A 19,308-nucleotide genomic window follows, 5' to 3' on the forward strand; every position below is an offset into this window, starting at 1 on the left:
AGCCGGCGCCGCCTGTCATCAGGGGAAGACACCCAGCAGCCAGGCCGTGCAGAGCAGGGCCAGCGCCCAGGCGAGAACGGCGCCGCCGAACAGCTTCCAGGCATGGCCGGCGGCGCCCCGCTCCAGCAGGCGCTGCAGCACCTCGCCGAGGCTCACGCGCGCGGGCCGGGACGGGCGCATCGCCGCGGCGCGCGGGCGAGCCTGCTGCCAGGCATTGGGATTGGGGCGGAGCGCCTGGCGGGCCTCCGTCCTCCGTCGATCGAGAATGTCCTGCACAGATGGGCCATGACGTCGTTACGGAACGGAGTTTGTGCGGCGCAACCGTTCCGATCCAGTCACTGACCCGTGCATCGCGGATCGGTGCAATGGCGCGGCGAACCAGTTGCCTTCTCGCCGGTTGATGCGGCGAGAAGGAGAGGACCCGGAATGAGCGACGAAGAACACCGCGCGCAGCGCATCCGCGAACGCGCCTATTTCCTCTGGCTCGGCGATGGCCAACCGAACGGTCAGGCGGAGGAGTACTGGCACCGCGCCATCGCCGCCGAGCAGGACCAGGAGGCGGATGAGGCGAGCAAGGAAAGCTTCCCCGCCAGCGACCCGCCGGCGCATAGCGGCATCACCGGGGTCGGCGGCCCGGCTTGACGGGTGGCGACCCCGTCGCTGCTATGGCGGCGGGGAGGCCATCACATGCATTGGACCATCGGCCAGGTTGCCGTCACCAAGCTGGTTGAGCTGGAGGCGACGGGCGGCAGCCGCTTCCTGCTGCCCCAGGCGACGCCTGAGGAAGTGCGGAAGATCGATTGGCTGGTGCCCGACTTCGCCGACGAGGCGGGGCGGCTGCGGCTCAGCATCCATGCGCTGGTCGTCGAGGCGCCGGGGCGGCGCATCCTGGTCGATACCTGCCTCGGCAACGACAAGCAGGGGCGGAAGATCCCGCACTGGAACGCGCGGCAGTCCCGCTTCCTCGAGGAGATGGCGGAGGCCGGCTTCCCGCCCGAGAGCATCGACACGGTGCTCTGCACCCATCTGCATGTGGACCATGTCGGCTGGAACACGCGGCTCGTCGAGGGGCGCTGGGTGCCGAGCTTCCCGAACGCGCGCTACCTTTTCGGACGGCAGGAATTCGAGCACTGGTCGGCCGGCGCGGGCGGTGAGGCGCAAGCCGCGGTCTTCGCCGATTCCGTCCAACCCATCGTCGAGGCGGGGCTGCACGAGCTGGTCGAGGCGGATCACCGCCTCTGCCCCGAGATACGGCTGGTGCCGAGCTTCGGCCATACGCCGGGGCATGTGAGCGTCGCCATCGAGTCCGAGGGCGAGCGGGGCTTCATCACCGGCGACATCGCGCACCATCCCTGCCAGCTCGCCCATCCGCACTGGAACTCGACCGCCGATGCCGACCCGGCCCAGGCAGAGGCAACGCGCCGCGAAATCTTCGGCGGCTTCGCCGGCACGCCGGTGCTGGTGATCGGCACGCATTTCGCCGGCCGCACCGCCGGGCGGGTGGTCCGCGACGCGGCGGGGCTCCGGATGCTGATGTGCTGGTGAGCATCGAGAGCCGTGCCTCCTGGGTGATCGCCGTCACGGCGGTCGTCATCCTCTCCATCTCCTTCGGGGCGCCGCTGCTGGTGGTGGTGGCGCTGCGGCCGATCGCCGCCGATCTCGGCGATGCGCGCTCGATCCCGGCGCTGGCCTCGTCGCTCGCCTATCTCGGCGCGGGGGCGGGGGGCATCCTGATGGGGTGGATCGCCGGGCGGACCTCCACGCGGCTGATCGCCATGGTCGGGGGCGCGATGGTCTGCGCCGGGCTGGCGCTGGCCTCGGGCGGGGCGGCCTGGCAGCTGGTGCTCGGCTTCGGGCTGCTGGTCGGGCTGCTCGGCAACGGCGCGCTCTTCCCGCCGATGATGACCTATGTCTCGCTCTGGTTCGACCGGCGGCGGGGGACGGCGCTGGCGCTGGTCGCCTCCGGGCAATATGTCGCGGGCGCCCTCTGGCCATCGCTGCTCGAGCGGCTGATCGCCGCCCATGGCTGGCAGCGGGTGATGCTGGGCTACGGGGTTTTCGCCGCCGCCACCATCCTGCCGCTGGCGGCGCTGGTGCTGCGGCCGCCGCCGCAGCCGGCCGTCGGCGATACCGCGGCGGCGGGGCCGGCGGCGGGCGCCGAGGTGCTCGGCCTCCCGCCGAACCTGGCGCTCGGGCTGCTCGCCCTGGCTTCCTTCCTGTGTTGCATCCCGATGGCGATGCCGGCGGCGCATCTCGTCGCCTTCTGCGGCGATCTCGGCATCAATGCGCAGCAGGGCGCGCTGATGCTCTCCGTGCTGCTGACGGCCGCCTTCCTGGCACGGCAGTTCTGGGGCTGGGTCGCCGACCGGATCGGCGGGCTGAACACGCTGCTCGCCGGCAACATCTGCCAGACGCTGGGGATGGCGGCCTTTCTCACCACCCAGGACGAGGCGGGGCTGTTCCTCGTCGCCGCCGGCTACGGGCTTGGCTTCAGCGGGATCGTGCCGGCCTATGTGGTGGCGGTGCGGGAGTTCTTCCCCGCGAGCGAGGCGGCCTGGCGGGTGCCGGTGCTGCTCTTCCTCAGCCTCTCCGGCATGGCGGCGGGGGCCTGGCTCGCGGGCGCGCTCTATGACGGCTTCGGCTTCTATGCCATCGCCTGGCAGGTCGGGATCGCCTGCAACCTGGCGGCGCTCGCCCTGCTCGGCGGGCTGGCGCTGCTGCGGCGGCGGGCGCCCCTGCTCAGCCCCTGATGATCTTCCGCATATTGGCCCGCACCCGGCGATGCGAGGGGGCGAGGGCGGCGGCCATCACCGCCTCCGCCCCGGCGCCGGAGAGCGCCGCCTGCCCGGCGGCGAAGGCGCCGCTGGTGAAGGCCTTCTGCTTCTCCAGTACGTAGCCGGTGAGGCGGGCCTGGGCCTCGGCCGGCTCGGCCCAGAGCTGGGCACTGCGGAGCGTGAAGACGAAGGCCGTCTGCCAGGCGAAGGCCGCGGCGGTGAAGGGGTTCATGGCCGCGGCCTCCCGATCAAAGCGCCGCCAGGGCGGCTTCGGCGGTGCTCACCTCGAAGGCGCCCGGCGCCTCGACGGCGACATGCGTCACCTTGCCGTCCTTGGCGATGAGGGCGAAGCGCTGGCTGCGAACGCCAAGGCCGCGTGCCGTCAGGTCCAGCTCCAGCCCGAGCTTCTTCGTGAACTCGGCGCTGCCATCGGCCAGCATCACCACCTTGTCGCCGACGCCCTGGTCCTTGCCCCAGGCGGCCATGACGAAGGCGTCGTTCACCGCCATGCAGGCGACGACGTCGGCGCCCTTCGCCTTCAGCGCGTCGTACTGGGTGACGAAGCCAGGCAGGTGCTTGGCCGAGCAGGTGGGCGTGAAGGCGCCGGGCACGCCGAACAGCACCACGGTCTTGCCGCCGAACAGCTCCTCGGTCGAGGTCTCCTTCGGGCCTTCGGCGGTGCCCTGCATCAGCTTCGCCGCGGGGATGCTGTCGCCAACCTGGATGGTCATAGGGGGTAATCTCCTCCGATCCTCCATCCTGTAACCGCTTCCCCGGCGCCTGTCACCGCACGGGATGGGGACGCGCCGGGCCTTCACCCCCGCGCGTGTGGGGGGCGGCCCGGCTTGCGGGACCACGGGCCAGCCGCCATCTTGAGCGCATGGCCAAACGCCCACGCACCCGACCGACCGCCCAGGCCAGCCATGAGGAAGGCTATCTGAGCGGCCAGATCCTGGTCGCCATGCCGAACATGCAGGATCCGCGCTTCGCCGGCACCGTGATCTGCCTTTGCGCCCATTCCCCGGAAGGGGCGATGGGCATCATCCTGAACAAGCCGATCGAGGGCATGTCCTTCGACGAGCTGCTGAAGCAGCTCGAATTGGAGCCGGTGCCGCCGCAGCGGCGCATCGCCCTCTGCCAGGGCGGCCCGGTCGAGGGCGGCCGCGGCTTCGTGCTGCACACCAAGGACTGGACCAGCGACGCCTCCCTCCCCGTCGCCGAGGACCTGGCGCTGACCGCGAGCGTCGATATCCTGAAGGCGATTGCCGGCGGCGGCGGGCCGCGCAGCGGCATCCTGGCCCTCGGCTATGCCGGCTGGGGGCCGGGGCAGCTGGAGGACGAGATCCAGGCGAATTCCTGGCTCTCGGTCGATCCGGACGAGGCGCTGCTCTTCGGCGAGGAGCATGACGGCAAGTGGCGGCAGGCCATGGCCAAGCTGCGGGTCGACCCGCTGCTGCTCTCGGGGGCGGCGGGGCACGCCTGAGGGCGGGACGGGTCCGTGTCAGGAAGGCCGGGCGGTCCTCTCGCGCCGGATCCCGTCGACGATCGCCTCCAGGCCGGCCTGCACCAGCCGCCCGCCCTGCCCGGCGAGCCATATGGCAGGCCCTTCCACCACCCGCGCCGCCAGGGCGGCGAGGCCGAACGCCACCACGGCATAGGCTGCCACGGCGATCGCCACCGCGGCGCCATAGGCCAGGCCGGCCGAATGCGCGGCCAGGAGGGTGCCGCAGCCGACCGACATCAGCACCGGGATATGGACGAGGTAGAGGGGGAAGGAGATCCGGCCGAGATACCTCATTCCCTCGCCCGACAGGCGCTCCCGCAGCCAGGGGCTGCAGGCGACGGCCAGCACCAGCATGACGGCGGCGATCCCGTGGCAGGCCGATGGGCCGTCCATGCGCAGGGCCGCGGGACCGATCCAGTGCCAGGACAGGCCGATGCCCTTCACCGGGATGGCGGCCAGCCCGTCCCAGAAGGCCCCCCGGGCGGCGCTGTAGGGCACCGTACCGAGAAGGAGGGCAAGGGCGGCCAGACCGAGGCAGGTCCGGGGCGCCATCCTGGGCCGGAGCCTCGGCAGCAGGGTGAAGAGGAAGGCGCCGAAGGCCAGCAGCGATAAGTAGAGCGGATAGAGCGCCAGGCCCAGCAGCAGCAAGATGAGGGCGGCGCGGCCGGGCGAGGCCTCCGTCCTTCCGAGGCGCCGCAGCGTCACGACCACCGCGACCAGCAGCAGCGACCCGGCGAATTCGACCGACATCGTCCAAAGCGAACTGTCGTAGGAAGTGGCGAAGTCCCAGGGCCCGACCAGGGCGCCGTAGAGTCCCTCCCGCAGCGCCCCGGCGAGGCTCGCCTCCTGCCGGAATTGGGAGGCCAGCCAGGGCGAGCGCGTCAGGACTGCCGCCGCCTGGTTGACCATCAGGCCGGCGGCATGGAGTGCCCAGGCGAAGAGCGTCACCGCCAGGATCGGCAGGCCGAGCCGCAGCAGGCGCTTCATCGCCAGCGCGGCCATGCCGAGACGGGTCGCGGCGAAGGCATGGGCCAGCACGAGGCCGCTCAGGACAAAGAACAGACAGACCGAGAAATTGGCGCCGGCGACCGGCAGCAGCAGCGGCCAGGCGGACAGGCCGACCTCCCAGTAGCCATGGGCATGCTCGGCCTGGCCGGTATAGACCGCGAAGTCGAAGGCGACCACGGCGTGGTTGACGGCAACGTTCAGCGCCGCGAGGCCGCGCAGCCCATCGAAATGGGTGAAGCGGCCGTCGGGCCGGCGGTCTGCGGCGTCGGCCGGCACCGCCTCAGGCCTTCAGCCGCCGCGCCGCCCGCAGCGCCCAGAGCGTGGCGAGCGCCGAGACCAGCATCCAGGCGCCAGTGGCAAGGCCAGTGCCCGTTTCCGTCATGCCGCAGAACACCGTCATCAGCGCTCCGCAGCCCATCTGCGCCGCGCCGATCAGGCCGGAGGCGGTGCCGGCCAGGTTCGGCCGCACGCTGATGGCGCAGGCGATGGCGTTCGGCTGGGCCATGCCGTTGCCGAAGGCGGCGACCGCCATCGGCAGGAAGACCAGCGCGATATGCCCCGGCGCCAGCAGCGGCAGCAGCACCGCGAGCGTACCCCCCGCCAGCATCACGGCCGTGCCGAGCGCCATCATCCGCACCATGCCGACCCGCTGCGTCAGCCGCGCCGCGGTGAAGGTGCCGGAGCTCCAGGCGAAGGGCGTCGTCATCATCGCCACGGCATAGGCGGTGGAGCTGTAGCCGAGCCCCTTGATGACGGTCAGCGGCGCCCCGCCGGCGAAGGCGAAGAACATCCCCGTGGCGAAGGCGGTGATGCCGCAATAGGCGCGGAAGGCCGGCAGCCGCAGCAGTGCCGCATAGGCGCCGAGCAGGCCGGCAAGGCCGGGCAGCGGCGCCGGCTCGGCCAGCGTCTCCGGCAGGCGGAGGCGAATGGCGGCCAGCAGCGGCAGGCCGAAGACGAGGCAGGCGAGCATGCTGGCCCGCCAGCCGAACTGCGCCTCGAGCAGGCTGCCGAGCAAGGGGCCGATCATCGGCGCGATGGCCATGGCGGAGCTGACGATGCCGAGGCGGCTGGCGGCCTCCTCCCGCGGATAGGCGTCGCGGATCATGGCGCGGCCGAGGACGAGGCCGGCGCAGCCGCCCACCGCCTGCACCACGCGGGCCAGGATCAGCGCATGGATGGAGGGCGCCAGCGCCGCGCCCAGGCTGCCGAGGCAATAGAGCACCAGCCCGGCCAGCAGCAGCGGCTTGCGCCCATAGCGGTCCGAGAGCGGGCCGTAGACCAGCTGCGCCCCCGCCACCCCGACCAAGTAGAGCGTCAGGCTGAGCTGGGCGAGGCCGTAGCTGGAGGCCAGCGCCTCCGCCAGGGCCGGCAGGCTCGGGATGAGGATCTGCATGGTGAAGGGACCGATGCCCGTCATCGCCACCAGCAGCAGCATGGACGGGACCGGCCGCCGGGGCGGGGCTTTGGCGGCGGGGGAAAGGTCGCCCTCTGGGATGTCGCGCGGGCTCACCCGGCCCTTCTAGGCGCCACCGCCGCCGCTGCCCAGGGCGAGGGACGCACAATTACGCCAATGCGCGGGCCAACTCCCGCGCCGCCCAGCGCATTCTGCCCGGCTCATGGCCGGAAAAGCCGAGCATCAGCGCCTGGATGGGCGGGGCGGCGAGGAACATGGGGCTCACCGGCCGGGCGATGACGCCGCGCCGCGCCGCCGCCTCGGCAACCGCCTGATCGGTAAGGCCGGGGCGGAGGCGGGCCAGCAGCTTCATCCCCTGGTCCGGCACCTCCACCTCCAGCATCTCGGGCAGGTGCTCGCGCAGCGCCGCCACCAGCGCGTCCCGCGCGCCGCGGTAGTGCTGGCGCATCCGCCGCAGGTGCTGGGCGAAATGCCCCTCCTCGATGAAGTCGGTGACGACGCCCTCCTGCAAGGCGGCCGGGTGCCAGTCGCTCAACAGCCGGGTGGAGCGGACGCCCTCCAGCAGGGCGGGCGGCAGCACCGCATAGCCGAGGCGGAGACCGGGGAAGAGCACCTTGCTGAAGGTGCCGACATAGATCACGCGCCCCGCCGCATCGATGCCCTGGAGCGAGGCCAGCGGCCGGCCGGCGTAGCGGAACTCGCTGTCGTAATCGTCTTCCAGCAGCCAGGCGCCGGCGCGATGGGCCCAGGCCAGCAACTCCATCCGTCGTGCCATGGAGAGCACGACGCCGAGCGGGTATTGCGAGGAGGGCGTCACATAGGCGAGCCGCGCCTCGGGCGCCGCGGCGATCCCGGCCGACACGTCCATCCCCTGCGCATCGACCGGCACGGGCACGATGCGCGCCCCGGCGGCGGCGAGGGCGGCGCGGACCGCCGGATAGCCAGGGTCCTCGAACCAGGCGGCATCGCCCGGGCGCAGCAGCACGCGCAGCACCAGGTCGATGGCCTGCTGCGCGCCCGCCGTCACCACCACCTGCTCCGGCTCGCAACGCACGGCGCGCGCGGCACGGAGGTAGCGGGCGACGGCGCCGCGCAGCGCGGCCGAGCCGCTCGGGTCGGCATAGCCGAGCAGGGCCGGGTCGGGCCGCGCGAGGCGCCGGGCGGTCAGGCTGCGCCAGACCTGGAGCGTCCGATCGTCCAGCGTGCAGCGGCCGGTGTTGAAGGGCGCGGCGCCGTACTGCCCGGCATGGGGGACGACCGGCGGCGGAGGCGGCGCGGCCGGAGCCATGAGTGGGGGCGGCAGGTCCAGCGGCTCCGGCAGGTCACGGGAAACGAAGCTGCCGGCGCCGACCCGTCCCTCGATGAAGCCCTCGGCCAGCAATTGCTCATAGGCGGCGACCACCGAGTTGCGGGCAATGCCGAGCCGCGCCGCCAGCGCCCGCGTCGGCGGCAGTCGGCCCCCGGCCGGGATGTCGCCCGAAAGGATCGCCCGGCGCAGGCCGAGATAGACCTGGCGCAGCACCGGCACCGGGCCGGCACGGTCGATCGGGATCAGCAGCAGATCGGCTTCCATGTCGATTGGACCAGCCTCATGGCGCCTGATTGGCCCTCGCGGGGGACCAATCGGAACTGTCATATGCACCCATCGACCCGTGCGAGAGAAGCCCGATGCCCGACACCGCCTACCCCGTCACGCCCCGCAACCGGGTGAAGCGCCTGCACGAGCGCGGCCGCTACGACCACGAGACGGTGCATGCCATCCTCGACGCGGCGATGATCTGCCACATCGCCTATGTCATTGACGGCCAGCCCTATTGCACGCCGACCGCCTTCTGGCGCGAGGGCAGCCACCTCTACTGGCACGGCTCCTCGGCCAGCCGGATGCTGCGCACCCAGAAGCCGGGCATCCCGGTCTGCCTGACGGTGACGCATCTCGACAGCCTCGTCCTCGCCCGCTGCGGCTTCAACCACTCGGTCGACTACCGCTCGGCCATGTGCTTCGGCACGGCGCATATCGTCGAGGATCTCGACGAGAAGGCGAAGGCGCTCGACGTCATGATCGACCGCTTCTATCCCGGCCGGAATGCCGAGCTTCGCCCCAGCACCACGCAGGAGCTGAAGGCGACCATGGTCATCGGCATGACCATCGAGGAGGCCAGCGGGAAGATCCGCGCCAAGGGCGTCGGCGACGAGGAGGAGGACTACGCCCTCCCCATCTACGCCGCCCGCTTCCCGGTGACGCAGGTGATCGGCGCCGCGGAGCCCTGCCCGCGGATTCCGGCGGGCGTCCCCTATCCGCCGGGTTTGGCAGGCTTCACGCCCGGTCGTAGGCTCGACGACATCATGACCGAGAGCTACCGGACGACCTATGGCACAGGACAAGGCGACGACTGATCTGGCGACCGCCTCGGCGGTCACGATGGCGGCGATGGTGCGCGAGCGGCGCGCCTCGCCGGTGGAGATCACCGGGGCGGTGCTCGCCCGCATCGCGGCGAAGGAGCCCGCGCTCAACGCCTTCGTCGCGCTGGATGCCGAGGGCGCCCGCGCCGCGGCGCGCGAGGCGGAGGCGGCGGTGATGCGCGGCGGGGTGCTCGGGCCGCTGCACGGCGTGCCCGTCACCATCAAGGACGTCCAGGCGGTGAAGGGTCTGCCGACCCGGCGCGGCTCCCGCCTCTCCGACCCGAGCCCCGCCGCCGCCGACGCCCCGCTGGTGGCGCGGCTGCGCGAGGCGGGCGCCATCATCCTTGGCAAGACCACCAGCACCGAGCAGGGCTGGACGGCGGTCAGCCACAACCCGCTGACCGGGGCGACGCACAATCCCTGGCGGCACGGGATGACGGCCGGCGGCTCCTCCTCCGGCGCCGCGGCGCTGGCGGGGGCAGGCTGCGGGCCGCTGCATCTCGGCACGGATGGCGCCGGCTCCATCCGCCTGCCGGCGCATTTCTGCGGCGTCGTCGGCTTCAAGCCGACCTATGGCCGGGTGCCCTATGTGCCGGTGCCGAACAACGGCGCCCTTTCCCATGCCGGACCCCTCGCCCGCAGCGTGGAGGATGCGGCGCTGATGTTCTCCGTCATCGCCGGGCCGCATGCGCTCGACCACACCACGCTGCCCGACCGCTTCCCGCCCGAGGTGGCGCCGGGCGGGCTGCAGGGGCTGCGCATCGCCTGGAGTCCCGATCTCGGCCATGCCCGGGTGGACCCCGAGGTCGCCGCCATCACTGCCGAGGCGGTCGGCGCGCTGCGGGCGGGCGGCGCCCTCGTCGAGGAGGTGACGCCGCCCTGGGGTCCGGAAGGGCCGGGGCTGGAGCGCGACCTCTGGGGCGGCGCCATGCGGCCCTTCCTCGCCGCCGACGACAAGGCCGCGGCCGAGATGGACCCTGGCCTCGTCGCCTGCACCGAGGCCTATCGCCACCTGAGCTTCGCCGAGGCGCATGCGGCGCAGACCCGGCGCTTCGCCTATGCCGGCCGGGTCAATGCCTGGTTCGAGGAGGCGGGCTTCGACCTGCTGGCGACGCCCGCCGCCTCGGTCGCCGCCTTCCCGGTCGGGATGCAGCGTCCGCCGCACTGGCCGCCGCATGACTGGGACTGGCTGGTCTGGGCGGAGTTCTCCTACCCCTTCGACCTTTCGCACGGGCCGGCCATCTCCGTACCCTGCGGCGTGACGGAGGCCGGGCTGCCGGTCGGGCTGCAGCTCGCCGGGCCGCGGCTGGCGGATGCGCTGGTGCTGCGGGCGGGGGCGGGCTTCCTTGCGGCAAAACCTTTCGAGGTGGCGCCGGCGCGGTAGGCGCGGCTCCCGGCCTCAGCCCCGCCGGACGTTCCAGAACAGCGCCAGCCCCTTCAGCATGCCGCCCACGTCCTCGCGGTAGGCGGTCGGCTGGTAGAACTGGCCGAGCGGGACATAGGGCACGTCGAGGAAGGCCTGGCGCTGCATCTCGCGCCCGATGGCGCGGCGCGCTTCGTCATCGGTCGATTGCAGCCAGCGGTTCCGCATCTCCTCGAGCTGCGGGCTGGTGGACCAGCCGAAGGTCGCGGTCAGCCCGCTGCCGCGGATGAAGTTGTGCGCCGCCGGATTGAACTGGTTCACTCCCGCCGTATAGGTGCAGAAGGCGTTGTAGCCGCCCTTGTCCGGCGTCTCGCGGTTGGCCTGGCGGCGCAGCGCGCTGCCCCAGTCCATCGCCACGTAGTCGAGGTTGAGGCCGAGCTTGCGGAAGACATCGCCCACCACCTCGCTCATCGCGTTGATGGCGGGGAAGTCGGTCGGCGCCATCAGCAGCACCCGCTCGCCCTTGTAGCCCGCCGCCTCCAGCGCGCGGCGGGAGGCGGCGATGTCGCGCGGCCCGGTCAGCGCCGCCATGCCCTCGTCGCTCGCCATGAGGGAGCCCGGAGCGAAGAAGCCGACGCCGTCCCGCCACAGCGAGCGGTCCTCGCCGGCGACGGCGGTCATCACGTCCGACTGGCTGATGGCGCCGAGCACGGCGCGGCGGACGCCTGGGTTGTCGAAAGGCGGGTGGAGGTGGTTGAAGCGGAGCATGGCAATGGCCCCGGTCGGGTCCAGCACCTCCACCTTGATGCCGCGGCCACGCCGCAGCGTCGGCAGCAGGTCGGTCGTCGGCTGCTCCCACCAGTCGATCTCGCCCCGGCGAAGGGCGGCGGCGGCGGTCGTGGCATCCGGCAGGGTCAGCCACTCCACCCGGTCGAGATGGGCGATCTTCGGCCCAGCGAGCAGGCTCGGCGTGCCGTCGGGGCGCGGCACGTAGCCGTCGAATTTCGCATAGACCGCGCGCGAGCCGGGGACGCGCTCGCCGGCCACGAAGCGGAAGGGACCGCTGCCCACCATCTCCGAGATGGGCAGCGCCGCGTCCTGGCTCGCCAGCCGCTCCGGCATGATGAAGGCGACATTGGCACCGACCTTGCCGAGCGCATCCGGCAGCAGCGGGAAGGGCCGCTTCAGCCGCCAGCGGATCACCCGGTCGGAGGGGGCGGTGATCTCCTCCGTCACCGCCATGACGGCGAGGCCGAAGCTGTCGCGCTGGCCCCAGCGCTTCAGGCTGGCCACCGCATCCCGTGCCCGCACCGGCTCCCCATCGTGGAAGCGGAGGCCCTCGCGCAGCGTCATCGTCCAGGTCAGGCCGTCATCCTGGACGGTGTGGCCGGCGACCATCTGCGGCTGGGCGCGGTACTGCTCGTCCCAGCCATAAAGCGTGTCGAAGACGAGGAAGGCGTGGTTGCGGGTGACGAAGCCCGTGGTGGTGATCGGGTCGAGGATGGCGAGATCGGCCTGCGGGGCGAAGCGCAGCAGCCGCTGCCCGGACTGCGCGCCGGCCAGCCGCGGCGCAGCGAGGGTGAAGGCCGAAGCCTGAAGGAGCCTGCGCCGTCCGATCATTCCGTGACCTCCCGCTGCCAACCGGTGGCAGCATAGGCCGGAATGACGCCGGTGCTACCAGCGCAGCGCGCGGATGGCGGCGATCGGGTCCACGCCCTCGGCCAGCGCCACCTGGCGCAAGCGCTCCGGGTCGGGGTTGTCGCCATGGGCGTGGGCGGCGAGGCCGGTCATCGCCCAGAGCGCGTCCATCCCCGCCGACGCCGCACCGGCCAGGTCGGTATGCGGCGTGTCGCCGATCGCCAGCACGCGGCGGCGGTCGGCGAGGCCGAGCAGCTCCATCACCGGGTCGTAGACCGCCGGGTCCGGCTTGCCGACCTCGAAGACCGGGCAGCCGAGCTCCAGGTAGATGTCGGCGAGCGCGCCAGCGCAGATCAGCCGGTCCTCGCCGACCATGACGAAGCGGTCCGGGTTCACGCAGACCATGGGCAGGCGATGGGCGGCGGCGGCTTCCAGCGCCGGGCGGTAGGGCGCCGGGTCGGCCGAGCCGCGCTCCGGGTCGGGGCCGGTGTTCAGCAGGAAGTCGGCCCCGGCCGGGTCGGCAACCAGCTCGGCGACGCCTTCCTCGATCACCGAGAGGTCCTTCTCCGGGCCGATATGGAAGGCGCGGCGGCCGAGTGGGGCGAAGAAGGGGTGGGTGCGCTCCTTCAGCATCCGCCAGGCGATCTCGCCCGAGGACATGATGCCGTCATAAAGCGCGCGGTCGAGGCTCATGCGGTCCAGCATCTCCTGGACGAACCAGGCCCGGCGCGGTGCATTGGTCAGGAAGGCGACGCGCTTGCCGCGCTTCTTCAGCTCGGCCAGCGCCTCCGGCACGCCGGGATAGAGGCGCTTGCCGTTGTGCACGACGCCCCAGAGGTCGAGGACGTAGCCGTCATAGCGCTCCGCCAGCGGGGCGATGCCGTCGAGGATGTCCATGGCGCTCTTCCTTTAGGCCGCGGTGCCGACCGCTTCGGCGACGCTGGTGAAACCGTCCCGCCGCAGCAGCGCGGCAAGGTCGCGGAGGATCTCCGGGACCAGCGCGGGGCCGGCATAGGCGAAGGCGGTGTAGAGCTGCACCAGGCTGGCACCGGCCCTGATCTTCGCCAGCGCATCCGCGCCGCTGGCGATGCCGCCGACGCCGACCAGCGTCAGCCGTCCCCCGGCGATCCAGTGGCAGTGGCGCAGCACCTCGGTTGCCCGGTCGCGCAGCGGCGCGCCCGATAGGCCGCCCGCCTCCCCGCGATGGGCGGAGCGCAGGCTCTCCGGCCGGGCAATCGTGGTGTTGGAGACGATGAGTCCGGCGGCGCCCTGGGCGATGCAGGTCTCGATGATCGGCCCGAGGGCGTTCTCCGAGAGGTCCGGGGCGATCTTCACCAGCACCGGCGGCCCCTCGATGGCGGCGATGCCGGCGAGGATCTGCGCCAGCCGCTCCTCCCCCTGCAGGTCGCGGAGGCCCGGCGTGTTGGGCGAGGAGACGTTGACGGTGACGTAGTCGGCCAGCCCCGCCAGCGCCCGGTAGAGCGCCGGATAGTCCCGCGCCGGGTCGGCACCCTCCTTGTTCACCCCGATATTGGCGCCGAAGATCGCCGGCAGCGGCCGCGGCAGGGCGCGGAGCCGGGCGAGATAGGCCTCCACCCCGCCATTGTTGAAGCCCATGCGGTTGATGACGGCCGCGTCCTCGGCGAGGCGGAAGAGGCGCGGGCGCGGATTGCCGGGCTGCGGCCGGGGCGTGGCCGTGCCGGCCTCGACGAAGCCGAAGCCGAGGCGCATCAGCGGCAGCACCGCCACCGCGTCCTTGTCGAAGCCGGCCGCGAGGCCGAGCGGGTTGGCGAAGCGGAGGCCGAGCGCCTCGGTCGCCAGGATCGGGTCGGCCGCCGCCTCGGCCCGGCCGGCGAGGCCGGCGGAAAGGGCCTTCAGGGCCAGGCCATGTGCCCTCTCGGCATCGAGGCGGCGGAGCAGGGGCGTGGCGAGGGAGGCGAGGCGCGGTGTCATGGCGCCGCTGTGTGCCCGACCCGGCCCAGGTTGGGAAGCGCAGTTGACACCCTGATGTTGACGCCCTGGGCGCCGCCCGCGACAACCTTCACGGGAAAAGCCCGGGAGGAAGGCGAGTGAAGGGACCAGCGCTGCTGCTGGCCGGCGTCGTGCTGTTCAGCATCAACGACGCGAACAGCAAGCTGCTGTCCGGCCATTACGGGATCGGCGAGGTGCTTTTCCTCCGCTACGCCATGCTGCTGCCGGCCTTCCTGCTGGCGCGGGCGGTCCGGCCGGGCTTCGGCGGGCCGCTGGCGACGCGGCATCCGGGACTGCAGGTGCTCCGGGCCTGCTCGATGATGGTTTCGGCGGGCGGCTTCTTCCTCGGCTTCCGGCATGTACCGCTGGCGGAGGGCTACCTGTTCTTCTTCACTGCCCCGCTGCTGACCCTCGCCCTGTCGGTGCTGATCCTGGGCGAGGTGGTGGCGCGGGCGGCCTGGGCCTGGTGCCTGCTCGGCTTCACGGGCGTGCTGCTGGCGGTGGCGCCGAAGCTCGGCGGGCTCGACGCGCCGCTCGGCGGCTACCTGGCGCTGCTGGCGGCGACCTTCGCCTTCGCCATGAACCAGACGCTGAACCGCAAGCTGCGGACGGAGCCGGGGCTGGTCGGCGTCATCCTATGGCCGAGCCTGCTGGGGCTGGCGCTGTTCGGGCCGCTGGCACTGCTGGACTGGTCCTCGCCGCCGCCGATGGAGCTGGCGCGGATGCTGGGGAACGGGCTGCTGGCGGGCGGGGCCGTGGTCTGCACCGCGGCCGCCTTCCAGCATTCGGACGCTTCCCGGCTGGCGCCCTGGGGCTTCGCGGCGCTGCCGGTCTCGGTCGGGCTCGACCTCACCATCTGGGGGCATTGGCCGGACCCGGCGATGCTGGCCGGCGGCGCGGTCGTCGTCTTCGCCTGCCTGATGAGCGAACGGGCGCGGCGGCGGGGGCTGGCTCAGTCGATCCCGGCCGGGAAGATGTGGGTGCCGCCCGGGCCGAGCGGCAGCGGCGTCACCGTCCGCACGGCGGAGAGCGGCAAGGCGCCGTAGAGATGCGGGAAGAGGCCGGGGCGGCTGCCGGCGGGCTCCCAGCGCAGCGCCTCGCCGAGCGCCTCCGGGACCACCTCGACCAGCAGCAGGTCCCGCTCGCCAGCGCGGTGCTTGGCGGCGCTGGCGCGGAGCTGGGCGCCGGCCGAGAAGTGGAGGAAGCCGTCGCGCCGGTCATCCGCGCTGCCGTAATAGGCGCCGGCGGCCTCCGCCGCGCGCCAGTCGGCGGCGCGGACCATGGTGTAGATGGGGGAGTTCATGGCGCCAGAGTCTGGAGCCGATCGAGCATCCGGTCCACCTCTTCCCCCGTCTGGTAGAGGCCGAAGCCGAAGCGCAGCCGCCGCCCGCGCCGGTCGGTGACGATGCCGGCCGCAGCGAGGCGGGCCTGCCAGCCCTCCGCATCCTCGAGGTCGAAGGCGAGGAAATTGCCCCGCGCCGGGTCATCCGGCGCCACCACCAGCCGGGCGGGGTCGAGCCCGGCGCGCGGCAGGCCGGCAAGGAAGCGGGCCTGCAGCGCATGGGCATGGGCATGGATGGCAGCAGCATCGAGACCGAGCCCGGCCAGCCAGTCCATCACCGCGTTCAGCCGGTAGAGGCCGCTGGCGTCGAAGGTGGAGCCCATGAAGCGCCAGCCATCCTCGGCATAGGGCACGCCGGACTGACCCTCGGCCAGCGCCCCGAAGCCGGCATACCAGCCGGTGGAGCGCGGCCGCATCAGCCAGCCCGGCGGGCAGTGGAGGAAGCAGGCCCCCTCCCCCGCCATGGCGTATTTGTAGCCGCCGGCCAGGTAGAAGGCGCGATCGGCGATGGCCGAGAGGTCGACCGGCCGGGCCATGAAGGCGTGGTAGCCGTCGATGACGAGCGCGGCCTCGCCCGCCGCGGCGAGCGAGGGCAGATCGGTCAGCGCCGCGCCGGAGGTGAAGAAGACCTCGCTCGCCCAGATCAGGTCGAAACCCGCCCGCGCAGCCTCGGCGAGGCGCGGGATGCAGTCGCGGGCCGGTTCGCTCGGGACGCGGGTGACGGCAACCAGCCCTTCCTCCTCCAGCCGGGCGAGCTGGCGGGCGAGGCTGTGGAACTCGCCATCCGTCGTCAGGATGCGCGGCGGCCGGCGCGCCGGCAGCGCCGAGAGGAGCCGCACGACGAATTCCTGGGTGTTGGGGGCGAAGACGACCGTCGCCGGGTCCGGCAGGCGGCAATGCCGGGCGACATGGCGCTGCGCCGCCTGCCAGACCGGTCCGAGCACATGCCCCCACTTGCCGTCCAGCAGCCGGGCCGCGTCGTCCCAGGCGGCGAGGTGCGCCGCGCGCGTCACGTCGGGCCGCGGATGGTGGCTGTGCGCGGCGAAATGCAGCCGCTCCGGCGCGGCACCGAGCGTCAGGGAGAAATGCGGGCGGAGGTCCAGCATGGTCTTGCTCCGGCTGATTGCTTTAAGCTTAAAGTAACCTTCCCAGGGAGGCCACCACCATGGTCGAGGGCGTCGAGACCGATTTCGCCAGGCGCATGAGCTATGGCGACTACCTGCGTCTCGACCAGATCCTCTCGGCGCAGCAGCCGCTCTCCGGCCAGCATGACGAGCTGCTCTTCATCACCATCCACCAGGTGCAAGAGCTCTGGATGAAGCTGCTGAACCACGAGCTGGACCTGGCGATGGCGAATATCCGCGCCGATGCGCTGCGCCCGGCCTTCAAGGCGCTGGCGCGGGTCTCGCGCATCCAGAAGCAGCTGGTCGAGGCCTGGGACGTGCTCTCGACCATGACGCCGCACGACTACCTCGCCTTCCGCGACAACCTCGGCAGCTCGTCGGGCTTCCAGTCCTGGCAGTACCGGCTGATCGAGTTCAAGCTCGGCGCGCGGGACGGCTTCATGCTGAAGCCGCATGCCCACCGTTCGGACATCCTGGCCGTGCTGGAGGCGGCCTTCCACGGGCCCTCGCTCTATGACGAGGCGCTGCGGCTGCTGGCGCGGCGGGGCCTCCCGGTGCCGGAGGCGGTGCTCGGGCGCGACCTCGGCCAGCCCCATGCAGCCGATGAAGGCGTCACCGCGGCCTGGGCCATCGTCTACGAGCAGGCGGAGGCGCATTTCGACCTCTACGAGCTGGCCGAGGAGCTGGTCGACATCGAGGACGCCGTCCAGACCTGGCGCTTCCGGCACATGCGGACGGTGGAGCGGATCATCGGCCACCGGATGGGGACCGGCGGCTCGGCCGGCGTCGCCTATCTCAAGGGCGTGCTCGATCGGGGCTTTTTCCCGGAACTCTGGACGGTGCGGACGCGGCTGAAGCCCGTCCCGCAGGCGGATTGATCGTCTCATTTATGGTTCCGTAAGCCGGATGCCGGATGGTTCGTCCCGTCAATTGAGACGAGGCGCGAAGCCATGCCGAGCATCCAGGTTTCCGGGACCATTCCCAGCACGCTGCGGGAGAACACGAAACCCGGGGAATGGGTCGCGGGCCTGACGCTGACCGGCGACACGAACAGCCTGGCCGGGATCGAGCTCACCGGGGCGAATGCGCTGAACTTCTCGGCGGTCTGGAACCCCTCGCTCGGCCTCGCCACCCTCGGCCTCGCCGCCCCGGTCGATTACGAGTACTTCGCCGCGGCGCGCCTGCCGACGCAGCTCTCCTTCTCGCTGCGCTTCGTCTACACCGATGGCAGCCGGCAGAGCCCGAGCACGGTCTACCGCGTCGCCGTCCTCGACCAGGACGACGCGCCGCCGAGCGGCCTGCGTTTCGCCACCGGCGGCAGCGTGACGGCGGGGGCGATCGGGGGCGCGGTCGGCACGCTTTCCGTCACCGACCCGGATTCGGCCGGCCCTTTCACCTTCAGCTTCGCCGAGGAGGATGCCTGGCGGTTCGAGGTGGTGGGGAATGTGCTGAAGCTGAAGGAGGGCATCAGCCTCGGCCTCGACGAGATGCCGACCCATCCGCTCTTCGTCCAGGTCTCGGACGGGCGGCAGAGCGCGGGCTTCACCCTCAACCTCACCGTGACCGATCCGGGGATGCAGCAGAGCCATGTGGATGTGCTGACGCCGGCAACGCCGCAATCCGGCTTCGCCCTCCATGCGCCGAGCCAGGCGGTGGCGCTCCATGAGGCGCGCGCGGTGACGGCGGCCAACAGCCATGGCGAGAACCTGCGCCAGGTGCTGCTCGCCGAGGGCAAGGAGGTCTGGATGCCGGCGGTGCAGACCCTCCGCCTCGCCGATGGCTTCCTCGATTTCGACCCGGCGGGACAGGCGGTGCGGGCCGCGGCCCTGCACGGCACGGCCACCGGGGAGGCGGCGGACGGGTCGGCACTGGCGGCCCTGGTGGAGCAGAGCGCGGCGGGCCGGGGCTGGGTCGACCTGGCGGCGGAGTTGCTGCCGGGGGCGATGGCGGAGCTCGACGATGCGGCGCTGGTGACGACGCTCTACCAAACGGCCCTGCACCGCGACCCGGATGCGGGGGAGCTGGCCTTGCAGGTCGGGCGGCTGGCCTCCGGCGCGAGCCGGGCGCAGATCGTCGCCGATCTGGCAGGCTCCGACGCGGCGCTGGCGGCGGTGGCCGACCCGGATGGGGTCTGGGTCGGGCAGGCGCTGGGCGGCAGCGCGGCCTGGCACATGGATACGGGCGGGCTCGGCAGCGGGGTGCTGCCGCCGGCGAACTACCCGGCTGGGATGGCCTGGATGTTGTGACGCGTCAGAATTTCAGACGCTGGACCTCGCAGGTGCCGGCCAGGGTGCCGGCGGCGACGGGCAGGTCGCAGGGCGCGGGCGGCGTCGGCGGCTGGTCGACCGGTCCGGCCAGAGCCGGCGCGGCGGCGGCACGACAGGCCTCCACCCGAGCCGCGTCGGGACGGCGGGAGAAAAGCAGCCGGGCCTCGCCGGTGACGCGGGAAAGGCTGAGGGCGAAGCGGTCATGTGCCGGGACGCCGCGCCAGCCCTCGTCGGGCAAGGGGGCGCCGAAGCCGGCGACCAGAGGGTCTCGCCGCGCGCCCATCTCCTGCGACTCCATCCAGGCGGTCTGGCCGGGCAGTTCGATGGCGAAGCCGCGCTCCTCCACCAGCACCCGCAGCTGGCCGCCATTGGGAAAGCGGCAGGTGAGGAAGGTCTCCGCCGCGGCCGGCCAGGCGAGGGCCAGGGCCGCGAGGGCGAGGGCGGCCGTCCTGGCCGTGCCGTGCCGCATGGTCATTCCTTCGGGTTATCGATGGCCGCACGTT

At 72.3% G+C, this 19,308-nt stretch carries 21 protein-coding genes; 9 read left to right on the forward strand and 12 right to left on the reverse strand.

All coding sequences use genetic code 11. The features are described from left to right. Positions 1-18: 18 nt before the first annotated feature. Positions 19-276 (reverse strand): hypothetical protein, encoded by a 258-nt coding sequence (locus tag LH62_RS05445; protein WP_043359787.1) that lies wholly within the window; start codon positions 274-276, stop codon positions 19-21. 150 nt (positions 277-426) lie between these two features. On the opposite strand from LH62_RS05445, the gene LH62_RS05450 reads away from it, so the two are divergent. From LH62_RS05450 to LH62_RS05460, 3 genes are read left to right on the forward strand one after another with little or no spacing between them, the layout of a single operon-like run. Then, positions 427-642 carry a DUF2934 domain-containing protein gene (locus tag LH62_RS05450; RefSeq protein WP_043359788.1) on the forward strand — a complete coding sequence of 72 codons (216 nt, stop codon included), beginning with the start codon at positions 427-429 and terminating at the stop codon, positions 640-642. A gap of 45 nt (positions 643-687) precedes the next feature. Continuing rightward, entirely contained in the window at positions 688-1,545 is an 858-nt protein-coding gene (locus tag LH62_RS05455) for an MBL fold metallo-hydrolase (RefSeq protein WP_043359789.1), read from the forward strand. Continuing rightward, on the forward strand, positions 1,542-2,750 hold the full coding sequence (locus LH62_RS05460) for an MFS transporter (RefSeq protein WP_160299776.1): 1,209 nt from the start codon (positions 1,542-1,544) through the stop codon (positions 2,748-2,750). Before LH62_RS05455 ends, LH62_RS05460 begins: the two co-directional genes overlap by 4 nt. On the opposite strand, the gene LH62_RS05465 is transcribed toward LH62_RS05460, so the two are convergent. Then, positions 2,740-3,006 (reverse strand): hypothetical protein, encoded by a 267-nt coding sequence (locus LH62_RS05465; protein WP_043359793.1) that lies wholly within the window; start codon positions 3,004-3,006, stop codon positions 2,740-2,742. The two genes, LH62_RS05460 and LH62_RS05465, sit on opposite strands and share 11 nt — an antisense overlap. Before the next feature lie 16 nt (positions 3,007-3,022). Continuing rightward, on the reverse strand, positions 3,023-3,505 hold the full coding sequence (locus tag LH62_RS05470) for a peroxiredoxin (protein ID WP_043359795.1): 483 nt from the start codon (positions 3,503-3,505) through the stop codon (positions 3,023-3,025). 149 nt (positions 3,506-3,654) lie between these two features. On the opposite strand from LH62_RS05470, the gene LH62_RS05475 reads away from it, so the two are divergent. Then, entirely contained in the window at positions 3,655-4,257 is a 603-nt protein-coding gene (locus tag LH62_RS05475; protein WP_052213738.1) for a YqgE/AlgH family protein, read from the forward strand. An 18-nt stretch (positions 4,258-4,275) separates the two neighbouring features. Here the strand turns inward: LH62_RS05475 and LH62_RS05480 are convergent, their stop codons facing one another. From LH62_RS05480 to LH62_RS05490, 3 genes are read right to left on the reverse strand one after another with little or no spacing between them, the layout of a single operon-like run. Then, complete coding sequence (locus LH62_RS05480; protein WP_043359798.1) at positions 4,276-5,562, reverse strand: acyltransferase; 1,287 nt, start codon at positions 5,560-5,562, stop codon at positions 4,276-4,278. Between the two features lie 4 nt (positions 5,563-5,566). Next, complete coding sequence (locus LH62_RS05485; RefSeq protein WP_043359800.1) at positions 5,567-6,796, reverse strand: multidrug effflux MFS transporter; 1,230 nt, start codon at positions 6,794-6,796, stop codon at positions 5,567-5,569. 52 nt (positions 6,797-6,848) lie between these two features. Beyond that, entirely contained in the window at positions 6,849-8,273 is a 1,425-nt protein-coding gene (locus LH62_RS05490; protein WP_236552482.1) for a PLP-dependent aminotransferase family protein, read from the reverse strand. A 95-nt stretch (positions 8,274-8,368) separates the two neighbouring features. On the opposite strand from LH62_RS05490, the gene LH62_RS05495 reads away from it, so the two are divergent. Next, positions 8,369-9,094, forward strand: a complete 726-nt coding sequence (locus LH62_RS05495; protein WP_043359802.1) for a pyridoxamine 5'-phosphate oxidase family protein — start codon at positions 8,369-8,371, stop codon at positions 9,092-9,094. After that, the gene (locus LH62_RS05500) at positions 9,069-10,484 is read left to right on the forward strand and encodes an amidase family protein (protein WP_052213740.1); all 1,416 of its coding nucleotides are present in this window, start codon (positions 9,069-9,071) and stop codon (positions 10,482-10,484) included. The genes LH62_RS05495 and LH62_RS05500 overlap by 26 nt, the downstream gene beginning before the upstream one ends. Before the next feature lie 15 nt (positions 10,485-10,499). Here LH62_RS05500 and LH62_RS05505 read toward each other — a convergent pair whose 3' ends face one another. The 3 genes from LH62_RS05505 to LH62_RS05515 are packed head-to-tail and all read right to left on the reverse strand — an operon-like array spanning position 10,500 to position 14,054. Then, positions 10,500-12,083, reverse strand: a complete 1,584-nt coding sequence (locus LH62_RS05505) for an ABC transporter substrate-binding protein (protein WP_043359804.1) — start codon at positions 12,081-12,083, stop codon at positions 10,500-10,502. A 54-nt stretch (positions 12,084-12,137) separates the two neighbouring features. Continuing rightward, positions 12,138-12,998: a TIGR01459 family HAD-type hydrolase gene (locus LH62_RS05510; RefSeq protein WP_043359806.1), complete on the reverse strand. Its 861-nt coding sequence runs from the start codon at positions 12,996-12,998 to the stop codon at positions 12,138-12,140. Between the two features lie 12 nt (positions 12,999-13,010). Next, the gene (locus tag LH62_RS05515; protein ID WP_043359807.1) at positions 13,011-14,054 is read right to left on the reverse strand and encodes a quinone-dependent dihydroorotate dehydrogenase; all 1,044 of its coding nucleotides are present in this window, start codon (positions 14,052-14,054) and stop codon (positions 13,011-13,013) included. Between the two features lie 116 nt (positions 14,055-14,170). Here LH62_RS05515 and LH62_RS28070 point away from each other — a divergent pair, with 116 nt between their 5' ends. Further along, the gene (locus LH62_RS28070; RefSeq protein WP_236552483.1) at positions 14,171-15,118 is read left to right on the forward strand and encodes a DMT family transporter; all 948 of its coding nucleotides are present in this window, start codon (positions 14,171-14,173) and stop codon (positions 15,116-15,118) included. Here the strand turns inward: LH62_RS28070 and LH62_RS29055 are convergent. Further along, positions 15,025-15,375 (reverse strand): DUF952 domain-containing protein, encoded by a 351-nt coding sequence (locus LH62_RS29055; protein WP_082012366.1) that lies wholly within the window; start codon positions 15,373-15,375, stop codon positions 15,025-15,027. The genes LH62_RS28070 and LH62_RS29055 overlap by 94 nt on opposite strands. Continuing rightward, a complete protein-coding gene (locus LH62_RS05525) occupies positions 15,372-16,520 on the reverse strand; it encodes an aminotransferase class V-fold PLP-dependent enzyme (RefSeq protein ID WP_043359809.1) in 1,149 nt (382 codons plus the stop codon). The genes LH62_RS29055 and LH62_RS05525 overlap by 4 nt, the downstream gene beginning before the upstream one ends. A gap of 59 nt (positions 16,521-16,579) precedes the next feature. Here LH62_RS05525 and kynA point away from each other — a divergent pair, with 59 nt between their 5' ends. Together kynA and LH62_RS32300 are read left to right on the forward strand one after the other, a co-directional pair. Beyond that, on the forward strand, positions 16,580-17,416 hold the full coding sequence (gene kynA, locus LH62_RS05530) for a tryptophan 2,3-dioxygenase (RefSeq protein ID WP_043359811.1): 837 nt from the start codon (positions 16,580-16,582) through the stop codon (positions 17,414-17,416). Between the two features lie 72 nt (positions 17,417-17,488). Further along, positions 17,489-18,784: a DUF4214 domain-containing protein gene (locus LH62_RS32300; protein WP_043359813.1), complete on the forward strand. Its 1,296-nt coding sequence runs from the start codon at positions 17,489-17,491 to the stop codon at positions 18,782-18,784. A 4-nt stretch (positions 18,785-18,788) separates the two neighbouring features. Here LH62_RS32300 and LH62_RS05540 read toward each other — a convergent pair whose 3' ends face one another. Beyond that, on the reverse strand, positions 18,789-19,274 hold the full coding sequence (locus tag LH62_RS05540) for a hypothetical protein (protein WP_043359814.1): 486 nt from the start codon (positions 19,272-19,274) through the stop codon (positions 18,789-18,791). Positions 19,275-19,308: the final 34 nt, after the last annotated feature.

This window comes from Belnapia sp. F-4-1, assembly GCF_000802185.1.
In the GTDB taxonomy this organism is placed as follows: Bacteria; Pseudomonadota; Alphaproteobacteria; order Acetobacterales; family Acetobacteraceae; genus Belnapia.

Coding starts and splice junctions, on each gene's coding strand:
- LH62_RS05450 (WP_043359788.1), top strand. CDS start 427: ATGAGCGACGAAGAACACCGCGCGCAGCGCATCCGCGAACGCGCCTAT.
- LH62_RS05455 (WP_043359789.1), top strand. CDS start 688: ATGCATTGGACCATCGGCCAGGTTGCCGTCACCAAGCTGGTTGAGCTG.
- LH62_RS05465 (WP_043359793.1), bottom strand. CDS start 3,006: ATGAACCCCTTCACCGCCGCGGCCTTCGCCTGGCAGACGGCCTTCGTC.
- LH62_RS05470 (WP_043359795.1), bottom strand. CDS start 3,505: ATGACCATCCAGGTTGGCGACAGCATCCCCGCGGCGAAGCTGATGCAG.
- LH62_RS05475 (WP_052213738.1), top strand. CDS start 3,655: ATGGCCAAACGCCCACGCACCCGACCGACCGCCCAGGCCAGCCATGAG.
- LH62_RS05490 (WP_236552482.1), bottom strand. CDS start 8,273: ATGGAAGCCGATCTGCTGCTGATCCCGATCGACCGTGCCGGCCCGGTG.
- LH62_RS05495 (WP_043359802.1), top strand. CDS start 8,369: ATGCCCGACACCGCCTACCCCGTCACGCCCCGCAACCGGGTGAAGCGC.
- LH62_RS05500 (WP_052213740.1), top strand. CDS start 9,069: ATGGCACAGGACAAGGCGACGACTGATCTGGCGACCGCCTCGGCGGTC.
- LH62_RS05505 (WP_043359804.1), bottom strand. CDS start 12,083: ATGATCGGACGGCGCAGGCTCCTTCAGGCTTCGGCCTTCACCCTCGCT.
- LH62_RS05510 (WP_043359806.1), bottom strand. CDS start 12,998: ATGGACATCCTCGACGGCATCGCCCCGCTGGCGGAGCGCTATGACGGC.
- LH62_RS05515 (WP_043359807.1), bottom strand. CDS start 14,054: ATGACACCGCGCCTCGCCTCCCTCGCCACGCCCCTGCTCCGCCGCCTC.
- LH62_RS29055 (WP_082012366.1), bottom strand. CDS start 15,375: ATGAACTCCCCCATCTACACCATGGTCCGCGCCGCCGACTGGCGCGCG.
- LH62_RS05525 (WP_043359809.1), bottom strand. CDS start 16,520: ATGCTGGACCTCCGCCCGCATTTCTCCCTGACGCTCGGTGCCGCGCCG.
- kynA (WP_043359811.1), top strand. CDS start 16,580: ATGGTCGAGGGCGTCGAGACCGATTTCGCCAGGCGCATGAGCTATGGC.
- LH62_RS32300 (WP_043359813.1), top strand. CDS start 17,489: ATGCCGAGCATCCAGGTTTCCGGGACCATTCCCAGCACGCTGCGGGAG.
- LH62_RS05540 (WP_043359814.1), bottom strand. CDS start 19,274: ATGCGGCACGGCACGGCCAGGACGGCCGCCCTCGCCCTCGCGGCCCTG.